The 20,998-nt window shown below is 67.0% G+C and carries 19 protein-coding genes; 10 read left to right on the forward strand and 9 right to left on the reverse strand.

The window, feature by feature from the left end; all coding sequences use genetic code 11:
• Window positions 1-13: 13 nt before the first annotated feature.
• Both ACW4E8_RS12585 and purN read right to left on the reverse strand, forming a co-directional pair.
• Window positions 14-1,408: an RsmB/NOP family class I SAM-dependent RNA methyltransferase gene (locus tag ACW4E8_RS12585; RefSeq protein ID WP_456804820.1), complete on the reverse strand. Its 1,395-nt coding sequence runs from the start codon at window positions 1,406-1,408 to the stop codon at window positions 14-16.
• Window positions 1,405-2,073, reverse strand: coding sequence for a phosphoribosylglycinamide formyltransferase (purN, locus tag ACW4E8_RS12590; RefSeq protein ID WP_456804821.1), 669 nt, complete (start codon window positions 2,071-2,073; stop codon window positions 1,405-1,407). The genes ACW4E8_RS12585 and purN overlap by 4 nt, the downstream gene beginning before the upstream one ends.
• Window positions 2,074-2,330: 257 nt before the next feature.
• Between purN and ACW4E8_RS12595 the strand changes: the two genes are divergently transcribed.
• Window positions 2,331-2,990 carry a response regulator gene (locus tag ACW4E8_RS12595; protein WP_011615962.1) on the forward strand — a complete coding sequence of 220 codons (660 nt, stop codon included), beginning with the start codon at window positions 2,331-2,333 and terminating at the stop codon, window positions 2,988-2,990.
• Between the two features lie 38 nt (window positions 2,991-3,028).
• Here ACW4E8_RS12595 and ACW4E8_RS12600 read toward each other — a convergent pair whose 3' ends face one another.
• On the reverse strand, window positions 3,029-4,843 hold the full coding sequence (locus ACW4E8_RS12600) for a hybrid sensor histidine kinase/response regulator (protein ID WP_456804822.1): 1,815 nt from the start codon (window positions 4,841-4,843) through the stop codon (window positions 3,029-3,031).
• A 227-nt stretch (window positions 4,844-5,070) separates the two neighbouring features.
• Here ACW4E8_RS12600 and ACW4E8_RS12605 point away from each other — a divergent pair, with 227 nt between their 5' ends.
• The 5 genes from ACW4E8_RS12605 (at window position 5,071) to dut (ending at window position 11,521) form a co-directional block, all read left to right on the forward strand.
• Complete coding sequence (locus tag ACW4E8_RS12605; RefSeq protein WP_456804823.1) at window positions 5,071-6,066, forward strand: bifunctional riboflavin kinase/FAD synthetase; 996 nt, start codon at window positions 5,071-5,073, stop codon at window positions 6,064-6,066.
• A gap of 124 nt (window positions 6,067-6,190) precedes the next feature.
• Window positions 6,191-9,085: an isoleucine--tRNA ligase gene (gene ileS, locus ACW4E8_RS12610; protein ID WP_456804824.1), complete on the forward strand. Its 2,895-nt coding sequence runs from the start codon at window positions 6,191-6,193 to the stop codon at window positions 9,083-9,085.
• A complete protein-coding gene (gene lspA / locus ACW4E8_RS12615; protein ID WP_456804825.1) occupies window positions 9,085-9,615 on the forward strand; it encodes a signal peptidase II in 531 nt (176 codons plus the stop codon). The genes ileS and lspA overlap by 1 nt, the downstream gene beginning before the upstream one ends.
• Window positions 9,616-9,746: 131 nt before the next feature.
• Window positions 9,747-10,949 carry a bifunctional phosphopantothenoylcysteine decarboxylase/phosphopantothenate--cysteine ligase CoaBC gene (gene coaBC, locus ACW4E8_RS12620; protein WP_456804826.1) on the forward strand — a complete coding sequence of 401 codons (1,203 nt, stop codon included), beginning with the start codon at window positions 9,747-9,749 and terminating at the stop codon, window positions 10,947-10,949.
• 71 nt (window positions 10,950-11,020) lie between these two features.
• Window positions 11,021-11,521: a dUTP diphosphatase gene (gene dut, locus ACW4E8_RS12625; protein ID WP_456804827.1), complete on the forward strand. Its 501-nt coding sequence runs from the start codon at window positions 11,021-11,023 to the stop codon at window positions 11,519-11,521.
• Window positions 11,522-11,574: 53 nt separating this feature from the next.
• On the opposite strand, the gene ACW4E8_RS12630 is transcribed toward dut, so the two are convergent.
• The 4 genes from ACW4E8_RS12630 to clpS all read right to left on the reverse strand — a co-directional run bounded on the left by ACW4E8_RS12630 (window position 11,575) and on the right by clpS (window position 16,267).
• Window positions 11,575-12,423 carry a VOC family protein gene (locus ACW4E8_RS12630; RefSeq protein ID WP_456804828.1) on the reverse strand — a complete coding sequence of 283 codons (849 nt, stop codon included), beginning with the start codon at window positions 12,421-12,423 and terminating at the stop codon, window positions 11,575-11,577.
• A 42-nt stretch (window positions 12,424-12,465) separates the two neighbouring features.
• Window positions 12,466-13,473, reverse strand: a complete 1,008-nt coding sequence (locus ACW4E8_RS12635; RefSeq protein WP_456804829.1) for a tripartite tricarboxylate transporter substrate binding protein — start codon at window positions 13,471-13,473, stop codon at window positions 12,466-12,468.
• 176 nt (window positions 13,474-13,649) lie between these two features.
• Window positions 13,650-15,944, reverse strand: a complete 2,295-nt coding sequence (clpA, locus tag ACW4E8_RS12640) for an ATP-dependent Clp protease ATP-binding subunit ClpA (protein ID WP_456804830.1) — start codon at window positions 15,942-15,944, stop codon at window positions 13,650-13,652.
• Window positions 15,941-16,267, reverse strand: a complete 327-nt coding sequence (gene clpS / locus ACW4E8_RS12645; protein WP_010814998.1) for an ATP-dependent Clp protease adapter ClpS — start codon at window positions 16,265-16,267, stop codon at window positions 15,941-15,943. The genes clpA and clpS overlap by 4 nt, the downstream gene beginning before the upstream one ends.
• A gap of 514 nt (window positions 16,268-16,781) precedes the next feature.
• On the opposite strand from clpS, the gene ACW4E8_RS12650 reads away from it, so the two are divergent.
• On the forward strand, window positions 16,782-16,988 hold the full coding sequence (locus ACW4E8_RS12650; protein WP_063240199.1) for a cold-shock protein: 207 nt from the start codon (window positions 16,782-16,784) through the stop codon (window positions 16,986-16,988).
• A gap of 214 nt (window positions 16,989-17,202) precedes the next feature.
• Here ACW4E8_RS12650 and ACW4E8_RS12655 read toward each other — a convergent pair whose 3' ends face one another.
• Both ACW4E8_RS12655 and icd read right to left on the reverse strand, forming a co-directional pair.
• Entirely contained in the window at window positions 17,203-17,664 is a 462-nt protein-coding gene (locus ACW4E8_RS12655; RefSeq protein WP_340524293.1) for a VOC family protein, read from the reverse strand.
• A gap of 148 nt (window positions 17,665-17,812) precedes the next feature.
• Window positions 17,813-19,063 carry an NADP-dependent isocitrate dehydrogenase gene (gene icd / locus ACW4E8_RS12660; protein WP_456804831.1) on the reverse strand — a complete coding sequence of 417 codons (1,251 nt, stop codon included), beginning with the start codon at window positions 19,061-19,063 and terminating at the stop codon, window positions 17,813-17,815.
• Between the two features lie 270 nt (window positions 19,064-19,333).
• Between icd and ACW4E8_RS12665 the strand changes: the two genes are divergently transcribed.
• The 3 genes from ACW4E8_RS12665 (at window position 19,334) to ACW4E8_RS12675 (ending at window position 20,950) form a co-directional block, all read left to right on the forward strand.
• Entirely contained in the window at window positions 19,334-19,996 is a 663-nt protein-coding gene (locus ACW4E8_RS12665; RefSeq protein ID WP_456804832.1) for a pseudouridine synthase, read from the forward strand.
• Window positions 19,997-20,101: 105 nt separating this feature from the next.
• Window positions 20,102-20,302, forward strand: a complete 201-nt coding sequence (locus ACW4E8_RS12670) for a hypothetical protein (protein WP_456804833.1) — start codon at window positions 20,102-20,104, stop codon at window positions 20,300-20,302.
• 189 nt (window positions 20,303-20,491) lie between these two features.
• The gene (locus ACW4E8_RS12675) at window positions 20,492-20,950 is read left to right on the forward strand and encodes a DUF192 domain-containing protein (protein WP_456804834.1); all 459 of its coding nucleotides are present in this window, start codon (window positions 20,492-20,494) and stop codon (window positions 20,948-20,950) included.
• Window positions 20,951-20,998: the final 48 nt, after the last annotated feature.

A 20,998-nucleotide genomic window follows, 5' to 3' on the forward strand; every position in this document is an offset into this window, starting at 1 on the left:
CAGGCACCGGCGCTCAGCTGGTGCGTTCCAGCACCGCGGCAAAGAAGCCGTCGGTCTGGTGCAGGTGCGGATACAGGGCAAACATGCCGTTGTCCGGCAGCCCGGTCACTTCGATCTTCTGCTCGGCCAGCACTTCGGCGGCCGGCACCAGGCGGAAGTTGGGGTGCGCAGCCAGGAAGTCGCGCACGATCTGCTCGTTTTCGGCTTCCAGCACGCTGCAGGTCGCGTAGACCATGCGGCCGCCGCCCTTCACCAGCCGCGCGGCCGAGTCCAGGATCGCGCTCTGCTTGGCAGTCAGTTCCAGCACCGACTCCGGCGATTGCCGCCACTTCAGGTCGGGGTTGCGGCGCAGCGTGCCCAGCCCGCTGCAGGGCGCGTCGACCAGCACGCGGTCGGCCTTGCCGGCCAGGCGCTTGATCTTGGCGTCGCGCTCGGAGTCGATCAGCACCGGATGGACGTTGGACAGCCCGCTGCGCGCCAGCCGCGGCTTCAGGTTGGCCAGGCGCTTTTCCGATACGTCGAAGGCATAGAGCCGGCCGGTCGAGCGCATCGCTGCGCCCAGCGCCAGGGTCTTGCCGCCCGCGCCGGCGCAGAAGTCGACCACCATCTCGCCGCGCTTGGGTGCGACCAGGTTGCACAGCAGCTGGCTGCCCTCGTCCTGCACCTCGACCAGGCCGTTGACGAAGATCGGCAGCTGGTTCAGCGCCGGCTTGCCGGCCATGCGGATGCCGGCCGGCGCCATCGGCGTGGGCTCGGCGCCCAGGCCGGCGGCCTGCAACTCGGCCAGTGCGGCCTCGCGGCTGGTCTTGGCCAGGTTGACGCGCAGGTCCAGCGGCGCCGGGCGCAGCAGCGCGTCGCCCAGGGCCGCGGCAAAGGCCTCGCCGTGGCCGCGCACCAGTTCGTCGTACAGCCACTCGGGCAGGTTGGCGCGCACGCGCGGCGCCAGGCTGGAGCGCTCGATCGTGGTCAGGCGGTCCAGCCACTCGGCTTCTTCGGGATGCAGGAACGGCGTCAGCGTGTCGCGGCCCAGGGTCGCGGCCAGGCCCAGCAGCGCCAGCCGGCGCGAGGTCGCGCCCGTGCCGCTTTCGGCAAACTGCGCAAACTCGACGCGCCGGCGCAGCACCGCGTAGATCGCCTCGGCGATGATGCCGCGCTCGCGGTGGCCAAGCTTACTGTTCTCGCGGAAGTAGTAGCTCACCACGGCATCGGCCGGGCGCGCAAACAGCATGACCTTGCCGAGCAGGCGGTCGATATGCTGGATATGGGTGGCATGCAGGCCGCCGTGCGAGCGGACCGCGGCGCCGTCGGCATTGGGCGACTTGCGGATGGGGCTGCCCTTGCCCTTGCTGCGCGCGGGGGCACGTCCTTCGCTGCGCGGGGATCGGGTTCCTGCCTGGGTACGACTCATGCCTTGACTCCTCCCGCCGGGGTATTGGCGGAGATGGCCATCAGCAATTGCGATTCGGCCGGGTTGATAACGTTGACTACGCCGTCCTGCAGCTGCAGGCGGTCCTCGACGAACCATTGCACGGCGCGGGGATAGATCACATGCTCGCAATCGAGCAGGCGCGCGGCCAGGCTCTCGGGCGTGTCCGCGGGCTGCACATCAAGTGCAGCCTGGATCACGATCGGGCCATGGTCGAGTTCAGGGGTGACAAAGTGCACGGTGGCGCCATGCAGCTTGACGCCGGCGTCCAGCGCCTGCTTGTGGGTGTTCAGGCCCGGGAAGCATGGCAGCAGCGACGGATGGATATTCAGCAGCCGGCCCGCATAGCGGTCGACGAAGCCGGGCGTGAGTATACGCATGAAACCGGCAAGTACCACCAGGTCGGGCGCGTAGGCGTCGATGGTCTCGGCCAAAGCCGCATCAAAAGCGGCACGGTCAGGGTGCTGGCGATGGTCGACCACGCCGGTTTCGATGCCCTGCTGCTGCGCGAATTGCAGCCCGGCGGCATCCGGCCGGTTCGACAGTACTGCCGCCACCCGGGCAGGCCAGCCGCCCCCCGCGCAGGCCCGGACGATGGCTTCCATGTTGGAGCCTCGCCCGGAAATCAAGATGACAATTTTTTTCATCGCGCAATTCTACCAAGGCAAGGCGCTAAACTCCGGTAAAGCCAACGCATTACGTGCTTAATTCACGAGATTCGGACAGGGCGCGATGTCTCTAACATGTGACGGCATGACCGTATACCCCCGTTTGATGGATTGTGACGCTTCGCCCCCTCTGCTAGAGTGGGCGCTACGTCCACGCGCCAACCCTGTGCATGACACAGTGCTTGTCAAGAGCTGGTGACAACAAGGACGAAACGGGAATTTGAACGGGAATTCGCATGTCGAACGCTGCACCGACGTTGTTGGTGGTCGATGATCATCCTATGGCTTTGTCAGGCACTACGGCTTTTCTCGCCGAAGTCATGCCGGATGTGGCAGTCCATGCCGCCGGCAGTGCCCGCGAAGCCCTGACAAGCCTGCAGCAGGGGCTGCGCCCCGATATCGTGCTGCTCGATATCTGGCTGAACGATGGCACGGGCTTCGACGCCATGCAGTCGTTCAAGACGGTCATTCCTGGCGCACGCTTCATCTTCATGTCCGCCGAAGCCACCCCCGAGATCGTCGGCCGCGCCCGCGCGCTGTCGGCCTGCGGCTTCGTCGGCAAGCACCTTGATGCCAATGCCTTCACCGCCGCGGTGCGCAAGGTGCTGGCAGGCGACACCTCCTTCCCCACCGATGAGGCCCTGAACGGCCGCGCGCAGTCGTTTGGGCCCGCCCACGGCATTCCGGTCACGCCGGCCGAGCTCGGCCTGACACCGCGCCAGGGCTCGGTGCTGGCGCTGGTGCTGGAAGGCCTGCCGAACAAGGTGATCGCGCGCCGCCTGGGGCTGACCGAGAACACCGTCAAGGAACACGTGTCGGCCATCCTGCAGCGCCTGGGCGTGCGCACGCGCATGCAGGTGATGTCGCGCATGGAGCGGTTCCGCCTGCGCCAGTAACGCAGGCCGGCACCCTTCGCCGTCCTTCGCCCCCCGCCCTACGCCGGCCGCAGCCAGCGGCGCAGCAGCAGGCGCAGCGAAGCCGGGTCCACCGGCTTGGGCAGCACGAAATACCCCGCCTCTTCCGCCGCCGCCAGCGCGGCGGATTTCAAGTCGCCGGTCAGCAGCGCGCTGCGCGCCTGCGGCTGCGTGTTCTGCCAGCGCTCGAGCAAATCCAGTCCGTTCTCGCTGCCGGGCAGGCGCAGGTCGCAAAAGATGATGTCCGGGCGCAGGCCCTTGGCAAACAGCTTGTCGGCCTCGGCGCCGTGCGCGGCGCAGGCCACGCGGATGCCCCAGGCCTCCATCAGCGCGATCCAGGCCTTGCGGATCTGGCTGTCGTCGTCGACCACCAGCACCGTGCCCTGCAGGCGGTCGGGCTTGGCCTCTTCCGCCTGCGCCATCGCGCGCATCTCGCGCACGCTGGCGACGGTCTCGGCCGGCACCGTCGCCAGCGCGAACCAGAACACCGAACCCTTGCCCGGCACCGAGCGCACGCCGTAAGTGCCGCGCATCAGGCGCACGCATTCCTTGAAGATTGCCAGCCCCAGGCCCAGGCCCTGCGACGGGTCGCGCTGCGGGTTATGGACCTGGTAGTACGGCGAAAAGATGTCGGGCAGGTGCTCGGGTGTCACGCCGGCGCCGGTATCCCAGACTTCCAGCCGCACATTCTTGCGGCGCTGGCGCGCGGTCACCAGCACGCCGCCGCGCTCGGTGTAGCGCAGCGCGTTCTGCACCAGGTTGAACAGGGCCCGGCGCAACAGCACCGGCTCGGCCATGGCGTACAGCTCGTCGGGCACGCGCGGGGTCAGGGTCAGGCCGCTTTCGCGCGCATCGGCGGCAAACTGGCTCATCACGTCGCGGATCAGCGCGCCCAGCTCGCATGGCTCCAGCGTCGGCAGCACCTTGCGCCCTTCCAGCTTGGACAGGTCCAGCAGCGAACGGAACAAGAGGTCGATGGTCTGGGTGCCCGCCGCCACCTGCTCCACCAGCGGATGCAGCGCCGACGACTGGTTGCGCGCGCGCAACGCCTCCACCAGCATCACCAGGGCATGCACCGGCTGGCGCAGGTCGTGGCTGGCGGCCGCCAGGAAGCGCGACTTCTCCTCGCTGGCATGCAGCGCGCGCTCTTTTTCATCCTGGAACTGCTTGGCCAGGCGGCGGCTGTCGCCCTCGAGCTGGATGGCGCGCACCAGCGTGACCTGCAGGTTGAAGGCATGGCGCGACAGCATCCCCCCATAGATCACCAGCAGCCCCTGCACATAGGCGCCATGGCCGGGGAAGGCGAATTCCGCCATCAGGATGTTGGGCACCAGGATCGGCACGCCGGCATAGACCAGGTTCGACGGCACCGGCGCCTGCGACACCGCGCCGCCTGCCAGCACCCCAAGGGTCAGCAGGTACAGCACGCTGGAGAACACCGCCGAGCCTGTATACAAATGCAGCAGCGCCGAGCTGCCCCAGGTCACGCCGGTCAGGAAGGCAACCGCGCGCATATTGTTCCACCACTTGCGCGTGTGCGCGGAACGGCTCATCGAGGCATGGTCGCGCTGATAGCCGACGTAGAACCACAGGCCGCCGGCCGTCAGCAGCAGCATCACCGCGCACCAGCCGAGCAAGGCCGAGCGGCTCACGTCGTTCCAGAACCCTAGTGTGGTCAGCGCGGGCAGCAGCACCGAGGCCACGATCGCCGTAGGCGAGTTCTTGTGCACGATGGCCATCAGCTTGGCGCGCGTTTCGACGTCGAGCTGGGCGGTCGCCTGAGGCAGGACTCGGGGCAGGAGCCGGGAAAAGAACCGGTTGGGCAGCGCTTTCAAGTGTGGCTGGCTTGGAATGGGCGGATATCGGGGGCAGCAGGTGCCAGGGCCGAAGTGTGGTCGAAGTGGCCCATATCATGCCGCCTTTCGCGGCATCGCGCCATGCCGCGAGGGCCGGTTGCGGCACAAAAACAGCAGCGCGGCACCGGCCGCGGGCGGCGGGAGCGGCAAGCGGACCCATTCGCCTTATAATGCTCGCTTTACCTGAAACGTTTCCCGCCGTCCCCGTGAAAGTCTTCCGCGGCCTGCCCAACGCCGAAAGCCGGGCGCCCTGCGCGCTCACCATCGGCAATTTCGACGGTGTGCATCGCGGCCACCAGTCGCTGCTCGCGCGCGCGCGCGCAGCCGCCGACGCACGCGGCCTGCCGCTGTGCGTGATGACCTTCGAGCCGCATCCGCGCGAGTTCTTCACCCCGGACAAGGCCCCCACCCGCATCGCACTGCTGCGCGACAAGCTGGAAAGCCTGCGCCGCAACGGCGTGGACCGGGTGGTGGTGGAGCACTTCAACGCCCACTTTGCCGCCCAGTCGCCGCAGGACTTCGTCGAGAACGTGCTGTGGCATGGCCTGCACGCGCGCTGGGTGCTGGTCGGCGACGACTTCCGCTTCGGCGCCAAGCGCGCCGGCGACTTTGCCTACCTGCAGGAAGCCGGGCGCCGCTACGGCTTTGATGTCGAGCAGATGGGCTCGGTGTCCGAAGGCGGCATCCGCATCTCCAGCTCGGCCGTGCGCCAGGCGCTGGCCGACGGCGACCTGGAGCATGCCCGGCGCCTGCTCGGCCACGGCTATGCCATCAGCGGCCACGTGATCCACGGCCGCAAGCTGGGCCGCGACCTGGGCTTCCCGACGCTGAACCTGCGCATGTCGCACAAGCGGCCGGCAGTCAGCGGCATCTTCGTGGTGCAGGTGCACGGCATCGCCGACCAGCCCCTGCCGGGCGTGGCCAGCATCGGCGTGCGCCCCACCATCGAGGACGCCGGCCGGGTGCTGCTGGAAGTCCACCTGTTCGATTTCAAAGAGAACCTGTACGGCAAGCTGGTGCGGGTTGAATTCATGAAGAAGCTGCGCGACGAAGCGCGCTTTGACAACCTGGACGAGCTCACCGCCGCCATCGCCAAGGACAGCGCCGATGCGCGCGCCTTCTTCGGCCTGACCGCCCCGGGCGCGGCCGAAGGCAGCGGCGGGCGCGACTTCGCCACCTCCGCCACCGACCGAATTAGGTAGCGGCCGGCGCCTGCCCGCATGCCAGTGGCGCGGGCCCGGCACGCACGCCGCCTGCCCCAGTCTTTCCCGCGCCCGCCGGCCTGCCGCCGCCCGCGCGCCAACCCGAATCGCCCTGAGAATCGAAATGTCTGACGACAAACGCGCCAAGCCCGAGAAAAGCAAATATCCGGTCAACCTGCTCGACACGCCCTTCCCGATGCGTGGCGACCTGCCCAAGCGCGAGCCGCAGTGGGTCAAGCAGTGGCAGGACAAGCAGCTCTACAAGAAGATCCGCGCGGCGCGCAAGGGCGCGAAGAAGTTCGTGCTGCATGACGGCCCGCCGTATGCCAACGGCGACATCCATATCGGCCACGCCGTCAACAAGGTGCTCAAGGACATGATCATCAAGGCGCGCGGCCTGACCGGGCTGGACGCCGTCTACGTGCCGGGCTGGGACTGCCACGGCATGCCGATCGAGATCCAGATCGAGAAGAAGTTCGGCAAGGGCCTGCCGGTGCAGGAGGTCCAGGCCAAGGCGCGCGCCTACGCCACCGAGCAGATCAAGCGCCAGATGGTGGATTTCGAACGCCTGGGCGTGCTGGGCGACTGGGACCACCCCTACCTGACCATGAACTACAGCAACGAGGCGGATGAACTGCGCGCACTCGGCAAGATCATGGAGAAGGGCTATGTGTTCCGCGGCCTGAAGCCGGTGAACTGGTGCTTCGACTGCGGCTCGGCGCTGGCCGAGGCCGAGGTCGAATACAAGGACAAGGTCGACCTGTCGATCGACGTGGGCTTCCCGTTCGCGCAAGCCGACAAGCTGGCGCACGCCTTCAAGGTGCCCTTCGAGCAGCTCGACGGCAAGCCCGGCTGGATCGTGATCTGGACCACCACGCCGTGGACCATCCCGAGCAATCAGGCGCTGAACGTGCACCCGGAAGTGGAATACGCGCTGGTCGAGACCCCGCGCGGCTACCTGATCCTGGCCACCGAGCGCGTCGAGGAGCAGCTCAAGGTCTACGGCCTGGAAGGCAAGGTCGTGGCCACCACCACCGGCGCGGCACTGTCGGAAATCCGCTTCCACCACCCGCTGGCGAAGATGGATGCGGGCTATGACCGCCTGTCGCCGGTCTACCTGGGCGACTACGTCACCACCGATACCGGCTCGGGCATCGTGCACTCTGCGCCGGCCTACGGCGTGGAAGACTTCCAGTCGTGCAAGGCGCACGGCATGGCCGATTCGGACATCATCAGCCCGGTGATGGGCAACGGCGTCTATGCCGGCACGCTGCCGCTCTTTGGCGGGCTGTCGATCTGGGACGCCAACCCGAAGATCGTCGAGGTGCTGCAGGCCTCGGGCAACCTGTTCAATTCGCACAAGTACACCCACAGCTACATGCACTGCTGGCGCCACAAGACGCCGATCATCTACCGCGCCACCTCGCAGTGGTTCGCGGGCATGGACGTGGACCCTGCCGACGAGAACGGCAAGACCGGCCCCACCCTGCGCGAGACCGCGCTGGCCGGCATCGACGCCACCGAGTTCTTCCCGGCCTGGGGCAAGCAGCGCCTGCACAACATGATTGCCAACCGGCCGGACTGGACGCTCTCGCGCCAGCGCCAGTGGGGCGTGCCGATGGCCTTCTTCCTGCACAAGGAAACCGGCGCGCTGCACCCGCGCACGCCGCAGCTGCTGGAAGAAGTGGCCAGGCGCGTCGAACAGCACGGCATCGAGGCCTGGCAGTCGCTGGACCCGGCCGAGCTGCTGGGCGACGAGGCCAGCCAGTATGAAAAGAACCGCGACACGCTGGACGTGTGGTTCGACTCCGGCACCACCCATTGGTCCGTGATCCGCGGCTCGCACCGCGACGACCTGTACGATCCGTCTGCCGATACGCCCGATGGCCGCCTCGCCGACCTGTACCTGGAAGGCTCGGACCAGCACCGCGGCTGGTTCCACTCGTCGCTGCTGACCGCGTCGATGCTGTACGGCAAGCCGCCCTACAAGGCGCTGCTGACGCACGGCTTCACCGTCGACGGCGAGGGCCGCAAGATGTCCAAGTCGGTCGGCAACACCGTGGCACCGCAGGACATCACCAACAAGATGGGCGCCGAGATCATCCGCCTGTGGGTGGCCTCGACCGATTACTCCGGCGAGCTGTCGATCTCGGACGAGATCCTCAAGCGCGTGGTGGAAGGCTACCGCCGCATCCGCAATACGCTGCGCTTCCTGCTGTCCAACCTGTCCGACTACGACCACGCCAGGCATGCGCTGCCGCCGTCGGAATGGCTGGAGATCGACCGCTACGCCGTGGCGCTGACCGCGCAACTGCAGCAGGAAGTGCTGTCGCACTACGAGTCGTATGAATTCCACCCGGTGGTGTCCAAGCTGCAGACCTTCTGCTCCGAGGACCTGGGCGGCTTCTACCTCGATGTGCTGAAGGACCGCCTGTACACCACCGCGCCGGACTCCAAGGCCCGCCGTGCGGCGCAGAATGCGCTGTACCACATCACCCAGGCGATGCTGCACTGGATGGCGCCGTTCCTGTCGTTCACCGCCGAGGAAGCGTGGCAGATCTTCGCCCACGGCACCGAGCACACCGACACCATCTTCACCAGCACCTACTACGCGGTGCCGGAAGTCGACGATGGCGCCGACGACCTGCTGCAGAAGTGGCACACGCTGCGCGAAGTGCGCGCCGAGGTCACCAAGCAGCTGGAAGCGGTGCGCGTGGAAGGCGAGATCGGCTCGTCGCTGCAGGCCGAGCTGACGATCCAGGCCGGCGGCCCGGTGCTGGACGCGCTGCAGAGCCTGGGCGACGACCTGCGCTTCGTGCTGCTGACCTCGTCGGCCAAGGTAACGCACGCGCCCGAGGCCGGCGACCTGCTGGTCACGGTGACCCCGTCGGCCCATGCCAAGTGCGAGCGCTGCTGGCACTACCGCGCCGATGTCGGCCACAACCCGGACCATCCGACCCTCTGCGGGCGCTGCGACAGCAACCTGTTCGGCGCCGGTGAACACAGGAGCCATGCCTGATGGCATCGACCACGTCCCGTTCCGCCCGCCCGGCCCGCCGCAACAACAAGGCCGCCGGCAGCACCACGCCGCTGCTATGGATGGCCTTCGCGCTGCTGGTGGTGGTGCTCGACCAGTTCTTCAAGATCGTCATCGTGCGCACCTTCACCTATGGTGAATCGCGCCCGGTGACCGGCTTCTTCAACCTGGTGCTGGTCTACAACAAGGGCGCGGCGTTCAGCTTCCTGGCCGATGCCGGCGGCTGGCAGCGCTGGTTCTTCACCGGCCTTGGCCTCGTGGTGGGCGCGTTCATCGTCTGGCTGCTGTACCGCCATACCGGCCAGCGCATGTTCTGCTTCGCGGTGTCGCTGATCCTGGGCGGCGCAGTGGGCAACGTGATCGACCGCGTGGTCTACGGGCACGTGGTCGATTTCCTGGATTTCTATGTGCGCAACTACCACTGGCCGGCCTTCAATGTGGCCGACTGCGCGATCACGGTCGGCGCGGTGCTGCTGATCGTGGACGAGCTGCGGCGGGTGCGGCGGCACTGAGCACTGCCAGACCACAGCAGGTGATGCCAGGGCCGCGAATGCGGCCCTGATGCCATCCGGTGCCGGTGCCGGCAGCGGCCAGGAGGCTCAGCCGGTATCATGCCGATTCCCACCTTTTGACGAGACTTACCATGGATTTGCGCGGCAAGCACATCGTTCTCGGCCTGACCGGCGGCATCGCCTGCTACAAGTCGGCCGAACTGGTCCGCCTGCTGACCAAGGCCGGCGCCACCGTGCAGGTGGCCATGACCGAGGCGGCGACGCATTTCATCACGCCGGTGACGATGCAGGCGCTGTCCGGCCGGCCGGTCTTCCTGTCGCAGTGGGATGCCCGCATCGACAACAACATGGCGCATATCGACCTGTCGCGCGAGGCCGATGCCATCGTCATCGCCCCGGCCTCGACCGACTTCATGGCGCGCCTGGCCAACGGCCTGTGCGACGACCTGCTCAGCACCCTGTGCATCGCGCGCGACTGCCCGCTGCTGGTGGCACCGGCGATGAACCGCCAGATGTGGGCTGCCCCCGCCACCCAGCGCAACGCCGCGCAGCTGCGCGCCGACGGCGTGATGATCCTGGGCCCTGGCAGCGGCGACCAGGCCTGCGGCGAGGTCGGCGACGGCCGCATGCTGGAGCCCGAAGAGCTGCTCGACGACATCATCGCCTTCTTCCAGCCCAAGCCGCTGCAAGGCAAGCGCGTGCTGATCACCGCCGGCCCGACCTTCGAGGCGATCGATCCGGTGCGCGGCATCACTAACCTGTCGTCCGGCAAGATGGGCTTCTCGATCGCGCGCGCGGCGCGCGAGGCCGGCGCCGAGGTGCTGCTGGTGGCCGGCCCCACCGGCCTGCCCACCCCGCGCGGCGTGGTCCGCACCGACGTGCGCAGCGCGCAGCAGATGCATGACGCGGTGATCGCGCAGCTGCACGGCGTGGATGTCTTTGTCGCCGTGGCCGCGGTGGCAGACTGGCGCCCGACTGAAGTCGCGCAGCAGAAGCTGAAGAAGGCCAACGATACCGACACCCCCACGCTGCAGTTCGTGCAGAACCCCGACATCCTGGCCTCGGTTGCGGCGCGGGCTGACGCGCCCTACTGCGTCGGCTTTGCCGCCGAGAGCGAGAACCTGGAGCACTACGGCGAGCAGAAGCGCCAGCGCAAGGGCGTGCCGCTGCTGGTCGGCAATATCGGCCACCATACCTTCGGCCTGGACGACAACGAGATCGTGCTGTTCGACGCCGCTGGCATGACGCGGCTGCCGCGTGCCGACAAGCTGTCGCTGGCGCGCCAGCTGGTGGCGGCGATCGGCCAGCGCCTGCCTGGGCGCGCACGGCCCTGATGGCGGGCGCGCGTCCGGTATCATGCGCGGCTGCCACCTATTCCGTTGAACCGATTTCCCCCAGGATCCCCATGACCCAGCCACTGAACCCGACCGTTGAAATCAAGGTGCTCGATGCGCGCCTGAATGAATGGGGCCTGCCCGCCTACCAGAGCGAAATGGCCGCCGCCATCGACCTGCATGCCTGCGTCGACGCCCCGGTATCGATCGCGCCGGGCACGCCCGCGCAACTGGTGCCGGCCGGCATCGCCGTGCACATGGGCAACCCGTACATGGCCGCGACCATCGTGCCGCGCTCTGGGCTGGGCCACAAGAAGGGCCTGGTGCTGGGCAATTCGATCGGCGTGATCGATGCCGACTACCAGGGCCAGATCATGGTCAGCGTGTGGAACCGCAACGCGCCCGGCACCGAGCCGGTCGTGATCCAGCCGGGCGAGCGCATCGCGCAGATGATGTTCGTGCCGGTGCTGCGGCCGGTGTTTTCGACGGTGGAAGCATTCAGCGAAGACAGCGAACGCGGCGCGGGCGGCTTTGGCTCGACCGGCGTGCATCACGCCAAGGCCAGCGCCTGACGCAGCCTCCGGCAACACAAGAACTGGCGCCCCGCGGGGCGCCAGTTTGCTTTTCAGCCCTGCTGTTCGAACAGCAGCGCCACGCCGCTGGCAGCATCCGCGAGCACCAGGGTCTCGCGCGGGCCCAGGTCGTGGGTCGGCACACCCTGTTCGCGCCAGCCGGCACGCGCCGCCGCCAGGTCATCGGTGTGCAGGCGGATCGCCGCGTAGCCCGGCCCCGCACGCCGGATATGCGCGGTGCCGGTGGCCGAAGCCAGCGCCTGCGGCGTGCTGACCACCAGCGTGGCATCGTCCAGCGCCAGGCTGCAGACATGTTCGCTCAGCTGCGTCAGCTCGCCGCCGGTCAGCTCCGCGTAGGCGCGCGCTGCGGCGTCCACCAGCGCGGGCGCCACCACCAGGAACATGGTGGCGATGCCCTGCGCGCCGTTGGCATGGCGGGTCCATTCGGGCCGCCACAGCAGTTCGGGCGTACGGTGCTCGCAGACGAAGTAGCGCGCGCCCGGCGCATCGTCGAGCGCGGTCACGCGAAAGGTGGCCGGGTGCTCGCTGCCGTCATCCAGCCGCACCGGACGCGAGAACTCGATCGGGTCCGAGGTGTGCCAGCCCGCCGCACGCAGCCGTGCCGCGGTGGCAAAGGCGTCGGCGCTCTTGCACGACATCGCCGCGCAGCCGCCGCCGTGCGCCTGCGCATCCCAGTAGTACTGGCGGCCGGGGTTGGGCGCGGTGACATGGAGCAGCTCCAGGTAGTCCCGCCGCAGCATGATGCAGTGGTTCTGCGAGCCGAGCGTGTGGTAGCCGCGCGGCGTCAGCGTAAAGCCGAGCCGGCGCCAGGCCTGGGCCCCGGCATCGAGGTCTGGGCACACCACCACGGCGTGGTCGAACAATTCCGCTTGCGTTGCCATCGGCATCCTCTCGGTTTCACGGCGCACCGGCGCCGGACATCGTCATTCGAACTGGATATTGGCCTTGCGCGCCACGGCCTGCCATTTGTCATGCTCGCGGCGCACCAGGTTGCCGAGGTCGGCCGGGCTGCCACCCACGATCTCGAAACCCTGCGCGGCCAGCGCATCGACCACGCGCGGCTGGCGCAGCGATTCGACAAGCGCGTCGTGGATGCGCGTGACCGTGGGTGCCGGCAGGCCGGCCGGGCCGAACACGCCGATCCAGGAGTAGGCCTCGAAGCCCTTGAGCCCCTGCTCGGCCACCGTCGGCACCTGCGGCAGCTGGCGTAGCCGGCTGGTGCCGGTCACGCCCAGCACCTTGATGGTGCGTGCGGCCACGTGCGCCTGCACGGCGGCGTAGCTGCTGAAGAAAATATCGACCTCGTTGGACAGCACCGCCTGCACGGCCGGGCCGCCGCCCTTGTAGGGCACGTGCAGCATACGCACGCCGGCTTCGGTCGCCAGCGCCTCGGCCGCCAGCTGGTTCAGGCTGCCGATGCCGGACGAGGCATAGCGCACGCCGTCGGGCCTGGCCTTGGCCAGCGCCACCAGCTCGCGCACATTGGCCACGGGCAGCGCGGGATTGGCGGCAATCACCAGCGGAAAGCGTACCAGCTGCGAGATTGGCGAGAAATCGCGGAAGGTGTCGTAGGGCAGCTGCTTGTAGGCGAAAGGGTTGATGGCGTGGGTGTCGAAGGCCATCAACAGGGTGGTGCCGTCCGCCTTCGCGCGCGCCACGGTGCTCGATGCGATCAGGCCGCCGGCACCCGGCTTGTTGTCGACCACTACGGTCTGCCCCAGCGCCGCCTTCAGCCCGGGCTGCAGCTGCCGGGCCACGATGTCGACGCTCCCGCCAGGCGGGAACGGCAGCACCAGCGCGATCGGGTGGTTGCCCGCCAGCGGTTCGGCGCCGGTGGCGGCAGCGGCGTGGAGCATCGGGACAGGCATGGCGCCCAGCGGCAGGATCTTGAGCAGCAGGCGGCGGCGCCGCGTGCGTTCGGCAGAGGACATCAGGGTTTTCAGGCTGGATTCCTGGCCAATTGCGCGGCCAGCTGCGGCCGCAAACCCGTGCCCCGACGGGCATGGCCGGCGGCCGCCGGGACAAAAAGAAAAGGGGCGGCATGACTGCCGCCCCCGTATTTTGCCCGATGACCGGCCACGTTGCAGGCAACGCGGCCGATAACCGCTCAGGCTTCGGCGCGCTGTTCCTCGGGCGCCTCGGGCGGTTCCGGCTCGATCTCGGAGAAATCGAGCTTGATCTGGTCCTTCTCGTCCAGGTCCACCACCACCTTGCCGCCCGACACCAGCTTGCCAAACAGCAGTTCGTCGGCCAGCGCCTTGCGGATCATGTCCTGGATCAGGCGCTGCATCGGACGCGCCCCCATCAGCGGATCGAACCCCTTGTGCGCCAGGAACTTGCGCAGCTTCTCGGTAAAGCTGGCCTCCACCTTCTTCTCGTGCAGCTGCTCTTCCAGCTGCATCAGGAACTTGTCCACCACGCGCAGGATGATCTCCTCATCCAGCGAGCGGAAGCTGATCATGGCATCCAGACGGTTACGGAATTCCGGCGTGAACATGCGCTTGATGTCGGCCATCTCGTCGCCCTGCTCGCGCGAGCTGGTGAAGCCGATGGTGGCGCGGTTCATGGTCTCCGCCCCCGCGTTGGTGGTCATGATGATGATCACGTTGCGGAAGTCGGCGCGCCGGCCGTTGTTGTCGGTCAGCGAACCATGGTCCATCACCTGCAGCAGGATATTGAAGATATCCGGGTGCGCCTTCTCGATTTCGTCCAGCAGCAGCACGCAGTGCGGCTTCTTGGTGACGGCCTCGGTCAGCAGGCCGCCCTGGTCAAAGCCCACGTATCCCGGCGGCGCGCCGATCAGGCGGCTCACCGCATGACGTTCCATGTACTCGGACATGTCGAAGCGCAGCAGCTCGATGCCCATGATGAAGGCCAGCTGCTTGGCGACCTCGGTCTTGCCCACGCCGGTGGGGCCCGAGAACAGGAACGAGCCGATCGGCTTGTCGGTCTTGCCCAGGCCGGCGCGCGACATCTTGATCGCCGAGGCCAGTGCCTCGATCGCCGGGTCCTGGCCGAACACCACCGACTTCAGGTCGCGGTCCAGCGTCTGCAGCTTGCTGCGGTCGTCCTGGTTCACGCTCTGCGGCGGGATGCGCGCAATGCGCGAGACGATGTCCTCGATCTCGCCCTTGCCGATGGTCTTCTTCTGCTTGGACTTCGGCAGGATGCGCTGCGCCGCGCCGGCTTCGTCGATCACGTCGATCGCCTTGTCGGGCAGGTGACGGTCGGTGATGAAGCGGGCCGACAGCTCCGCTGCCGCGGTCAGCGCCGCGGCCGCGTACTTGACGCCGTGGTGCTCCTCGAAGCGCGACTTCAGGCCGCGCAGGATCTGCACGGTCTGGTCGACCGAAGGCTCGACCACGTCGATCTTCTGGAAGCGCCGCGACAGCGCCGCGTCCTTCTCGAAGATGCCGCGGTACTCGGTGAAGGTGGTCGCGCCGATGCACTTGAGCTGGCCCGACGACAGCGCCGGCTTGAGCAGGTTGCTGGCGTCCAGCGTCCCGCCCGATGCAGCGCCCGCGCCGATCAGCGTGTGGATCTCGTCGATGAACAGGATCGCGTTCGGATTGTCCTTGAGCGACTTCAGCACGCCCTTCAGGCGTTGTTCGAAGTCACCCCGGTACTTGGTGCCGGCCAGCAGCGCACCCATGTCGAGCGAGTAGACGGTCGCCTTTTCCAGGATGTCCGGCACCTCGTTCTTGGTGATGCGCCACGCCAGGCCCTCGGCGATCGCGGTCTTGCCGACGCCGGCCTCGCCCACCAGCAGCGGGTTGTTCTTGCGCCGGCGGCACAGCACCTGCACCACGCGCTCGACTTCGCTCTCGCGGCCGATCAGCGGGTCGATCTTGCCGGCCTTGGCCAGCGTGTTCAGGTTCTGGGTGTATTGCTCGAGCGGGCTTTCCTTGCCGTCGCCGCCCTCGCCTTCGCCGGCGGCATCGCCATGCTTGGCGGGCTCGGACTGGTCCTTGCGGATGCCGTGGCTGATGAAATTGACCACGTCCAGGCGCGTCACGCCCTGCTGCTGCAGGTAATAGACCGCGTGCGAATCCTTCTCGCCGAAAATCGCGACCAGCACGTTGGCACCCGTCACTTCCTTCTTGCCGTTGGAAGTGGACTGGACGTGCATGATCGCGCGCTGGATCACGCGCTGGAAACCGAGCGTGGGCTGGGTATCGACCTCGTCGGTACCCGGCACCACCGGCGTGTTGTCCGCGATGAAGTTCTTCAGGCTGGTGCGCAGGTCTTCTATATTGGCCGCGCAGGCGCGCAAGACTTCCGCTGCCGTGGGATTGTCTAGCAATGCCAGCAGCAGGTGCTCCACGGTAATGAACTCGTGGCGTGCCTGCCTGGCTTCGACAAACGCCATATGCAGGCTCACTTCCAATTCTTGCGCAATCATGCTTCCTCCATCACGCACTGCAGGGGATGCCCCGCCTGCCGCGCGTGCGTTGACACCAGCTCGACCTTAGTCGCTGCAATATCCCTGGTGTAGATACCGCAGACGCCCTTTCCTTCCCGGTGCACGGTGAGCATGATCTGCGTCGCCGTTTCCCGGTCCCTGCTGAAATACTGCTGCAGGATCATCACTACAAACTCCATCGGAGTGTAGTCGTCATTAAGCAGCACCACCTTGAACATGGCGGGCGGTTTAAGCGCCTGCTCTTTCCGCTCCAGGATGGTGCCTGCTTCGCGTTGTGGGACATTCGCAAGCCGTGTAGCCATGGCTTTATTCTAACCCTTACTCGCAACTCTGCAATTTGGGGAAAAGGCGCCGGATTCAAGAGCCGGGTCACCTGTTTCCGGTGGTGGATGGACGCGGGATTTCACGCGGGAGGCATTGCAAGGCACGTGGCCGGCGCGGGCGGGACAGCATGCACGGCAGCCCTGGCGCATGCCGCCAAGGTACCACCAGGTGCCGTCCCATTCCCGCCACACCCTGCTGGCAGTGGGGAATCCGCCAACTTGACAGTATCCGGCTTTGCCAGAAGAATCGTTCGCACACCTGCCGACGGCCAGCGAGCCAAAGCAACAGCCGAGGCAGGTGATCCGTGAGCAGGGAGGCCACGGCCGCCGCGGCGGCGAGTCAGCATCGAGACTGGCCGCCACGCGATTGCACCTCGCCGCGCGTCATCGCCGGCCGCACCTCAGGACGCGGCAGGTCATGGCGCCGCAGTCCGTGCCGTCTGGCCGGTAAGGCTTCCCCGCTTTGAAATCTGCTATTTCGTTGGGGGAGTATATGGCAAGCGGTATCGTCAAATGGTTCAATGACGCCAAGGGCTTCGGGTTCATCAAGCCGGACGAGGGCGAAGAAGAACTGTTTGCGCACTTTTCGGCTATCCAGATGTCCGGCTTCAAGACGCTGAAGGAAGGTCAACGCGTCTCGTTCGAGGTGGTCCAGGGCCCCAAGGGCAAGCAAGCCACCAATATCCAGGACGCGGGCTAAAGCGCGCCGCGACCGCATCCCGGCCGCAGAGCCGCGGAGCGGTCAACCAGGGTGTGGGGGGAGCTCCCCCGGGACGGGATCGATGCCAGCGCCCCGCGTTGCCGCCACGGCGGCGCGGCGGGGGCCGGCTCGGATCAGCTGCACGCACCACATCCGACGGAAAGCCCGGCCTCGCGCCGGGCTTTCTGCTTTTGGCCCCCCGGGGTCCGGGCCATCAGGCCCAGCCGTCGATCTTCAGCCCGCTGGCCTGCTCGGCCTCTTCCCTGGTCACCTTGCGCACAGTCTGGCCAAAGGTCCACACATGGCCCTCCGCGTCCCGGGCCGTGTAGGTCCGGTCGCCATAGAACTCGTCCTGCGGCTCGCGCAGGATCACGGCCCCGGCGGCGCGCGCGCGCTCGCAATGCTGGTCCAGCCCTTCCTGCAGGTGTACGTGCAGGGTCTGGGTATTCTTGCCCCCGATCGAGGCCGGGCTGGCGGTAAAGTCCGCCCACTCGCTGCCCACCATCAGGTAGCTGTCGCCGAAACGCATTTCAGAATGCACCAGCTGGTCCTGCTGGTCGCGGATCACCATGACCCGCTCAAAGCCGAAGGCGCGCTCCAGCCAGTCCAGGGCCGCCAGCGGGTCCTTGTAGAAGATGGCCGCACCGAACGCGGTGCGGCGGAAGGGATCGTCCATGCCTGTCTCCTGGGGCCGCCAGGCCCGTCAGTCCAACCCCTGACGTTCTAGGCAACACTGACGCGCGGGGCAAGAAAAAACCCCGGCGCCGACCAGGCGGCACCGGGGTTTTCCTTGGCAGGTCGCCCGCCGCAGCGGGAGTCCGTGCTTACATATTGTCGATCATCACCTGGCCAAAGCCCGAGCACGACACCTGCGTCGCACCTTCCAGCAGGCGAGCGAAGTCGTACGTCACCTTCTTGGACAGGATCGACTTCTCCATCGACGAGATAATCAGGTCCGCGGCTTCGGTCCAGCCCATGTGACGCAGCATCATTTCGGCCGACAGGATTTCAGAGCCCGGGTTGACGTAGTCCTTGCCAGCGTACTTCGGCGCGGTGCCGTGGGTGGCCTCGAACATGGCGACCGAGTCAGACATATTGGCGCCCGGGGCGATGCCGATGCCACCGACCTGCGCTGCCAGCGCGTCGGAGACATAGTCGCCGTTCAGGTTCAGCGTGGCGATCACCGAGTATTCGGCCGGACGCAGCAGGATCTGCTGCAGGAAGGCGTCGGCAATGGCGTCCTTGACCACGATGTCCTTGCCGGTCCGCGGGTTCTTGAACTTGCACCACGGGCCGCCGTCGACCAGCTCGGCGCCGAATTCCTTTTGCGCCAGCTCGTAGCCCCAGTCACGGAAGCCACCTTCGGTGAACTTCATGATGTTGCCCTTGTGCACCAGCGTCACCGACGGCTTGTCATTGTCGATGGCGTACTGGATCGCCTTGCGCACCAGGCGCTCGGTGCCCTCGCGCGAGACCGGCTTGATGCCGATGCCCGAGGTCTCCGGGAAGCGGATCTTCTTCACGCCCATCTCGTTCTGCAGGAAGGCGATCAGCTTCTTGGCCTGGTCGCTCTCGGCCGCCCATTCGATGCCGGCGTAGATGTCTTCCGAGTTCTCGCGGAAGATCACCATGTCGGTCTTTTCCGGCTCGCGCACCGGCGAGGGCACGCCCTTGAAGTAGCGCACCGGGCGCAGGCAGACGTACAGGTCCAGCTGCTGGCGCAGCGCCACGTTCAGCGAGCGGATGCCGCCGCCCACCGGCGTGGTCAGCGGGCCCTTGATCGAGACCACATAGTCCTTGAGCACGTCCAGGGTTTCATCCGGCAGCCACACGTCCGGGCCGTAGACCTTGGTCGACTTCTCGCCGGCGTAGATCTCCATCCAGGCGATCTTGCGCTTGCCGCCATAGGCCTTGGCCACGGCCGCGTCGACCACCTTGATCATCACCGGGGTGATATCGAGGCCCGTACCGTCGCCTTCGATGTAAGGAATGATCGGATTGTCCGGGACATTCAGCGAAAAGTCCTGGTTGACCGTGATCTTTTCGCCGGCCGGAACCTTGATATGTTGGTACATGACGTCTCCAGTACGGAACGGTTGTGACTGCCGCCGGTTCGTGGCCGGTCGGCGAGATTCGGGGAGATGGCGCTGTGGCATTGTAGCGGGCCTTACCGCGCGCCCGTGCTGCATTGCACCACACTTGCACCCTGGGCTGCCTTCAGTCTTATATAAGACACAAGACTAATTTCGTATTATGCAGCAATTTTTCATCATCCGCCAATCGGGCCGGACCCCAGATCCTCCGATCCCCCGGCCCGGCGCGCCGCTGCGGCATACTTGCGCCCCATGACCCTGATTGCCCTGAACAAGCCGTTTGGCACCATGAGCCAGTTCTCCGAACACCCGACGCGCCCGACGCTGGCCGCGTGCGTGAGCGTGCCCGGCGTCTACCCGGCCGGGCGGCTCGATGCCGACAGCGAGGGCTTGCTGCTGCTGACCGACGACGGCGCACTGCAGGCCCGCATCGCCGACCCGCGCCACAAGCTGGAGAAGACCTACCTGGCACAGATCGAAGGCATTCCCGATGCCGCCGCGCTGGCCCGGCTGCGCGCCGGGGTAGACCTGGGCGACTTCGTCACGCAGCCGGCCAGGGTACGCGCGATCGACGCGCCAGACTGGCTGTGGCCGCGCCAGCCGCCGGTGCGCTTTCGCGCGGCGATCCCGACCGCGTGGCTGGAACTGAAGATCCGCGAGGGCAAGAACCGGCAGGTGCGCCGCATGACCGCCGCGGTCGGCTTTCCCACATTGCGGCTGGTGCGAGTCGGGATCGGCCCGCTCGACCTGCGCGCGCTCGGCCTGGCTCCGGGGGCATGCTGCGAGGTGTTGCCCGCGCAACTGGGACTGGCACCGGCAGCACCGCGCGTGCGCCAGGATCCGGCACCGCCCGCCCATGTCTCAAAGACCAGACAGGCGAACGACATCAAGCGGCGTTCTCGTTACAAAAACTAACAAGTCGCGGGTCAACGCTGGCGGCAGCGGCCTCGTTCTTGTCGGGGACACGTCCTATCACGCGTCAATCTTTCCGACTGTTCTCATCCTTCGAGGTAATACGCCATGAAAAAACTGATCGCTGCTCTGGTTGTTGGCCTGTTCGCCACCGGCGCCTTCGCCCAGGCTTCGGCACCTGCTGCCGCCGACGCTGCAGCGCCCGCGGCCACCAAGGAAGCCCCGAAGACCACGACCAAGAAGAAGACCACGACCAAGAAGCACAACAAGAAGAAGGCTGCCGCCGCTTCGGCCCCGGCCGCCCAGTAATCGCTGGCGCCCTCCCTGCCCCGTGCGCTCGCGAGGCAGGAAAGAGAAGGCAGGCTGCCGCCAGGCGCCTGCCTTTTTTGTTGCCGCGATGGATCGTGATGCGCGACGTACCGCCCGCCGCACATCGGCACGCCGCGCGTGCGCTATGCTTGCGGCTGCCGCTGCCCGCGCCATTTCAGACTGAACACCATGTCCTTCCTGTCCAAGACGCTGTTGTCACGATGCTCCTCAATTGCCGGCCTGCTCGCGTTGAGCGCGGGGCTCGCGCACGCGCAGGCCGCGCTGCCGGTGGTGCCGCTCACCGCAGGCATGTTTGCGATCCAGGCGGAGGTTGCCGCCACGCCGGCAGCGCGCGAGCAGGGACTGATGTACCGCACGACCATGGCCCCCAACGCCGGCATGCTGTTCGTGTTCGAGCAGAAGGCGGGTCACTGCTTCTGGATGCGCAATACCGAGCTGCCGCTGTCGATCGCCTTCCTGGCCGATGACGGCACCATCGTCAATATCGAGGACATGGCGCCGCGCACGGAGAACAACCATTGCCCGAAGGCAGCGATCCGCTATGCGCTGGAAATGAACAAGGGATGGTTCACGCAGAAAGGCATCAAGGCCGGCGCGAAAATCGGCGGACTGCCGCAGCCTCGCTGATTGCGGCAGCGCCAGGCGGCGCCGGCAGGAGCGCCGGCGCGGGAGGCA

The organism is Cupriavidus sp. CP313 (assembly GCF_054072015.1).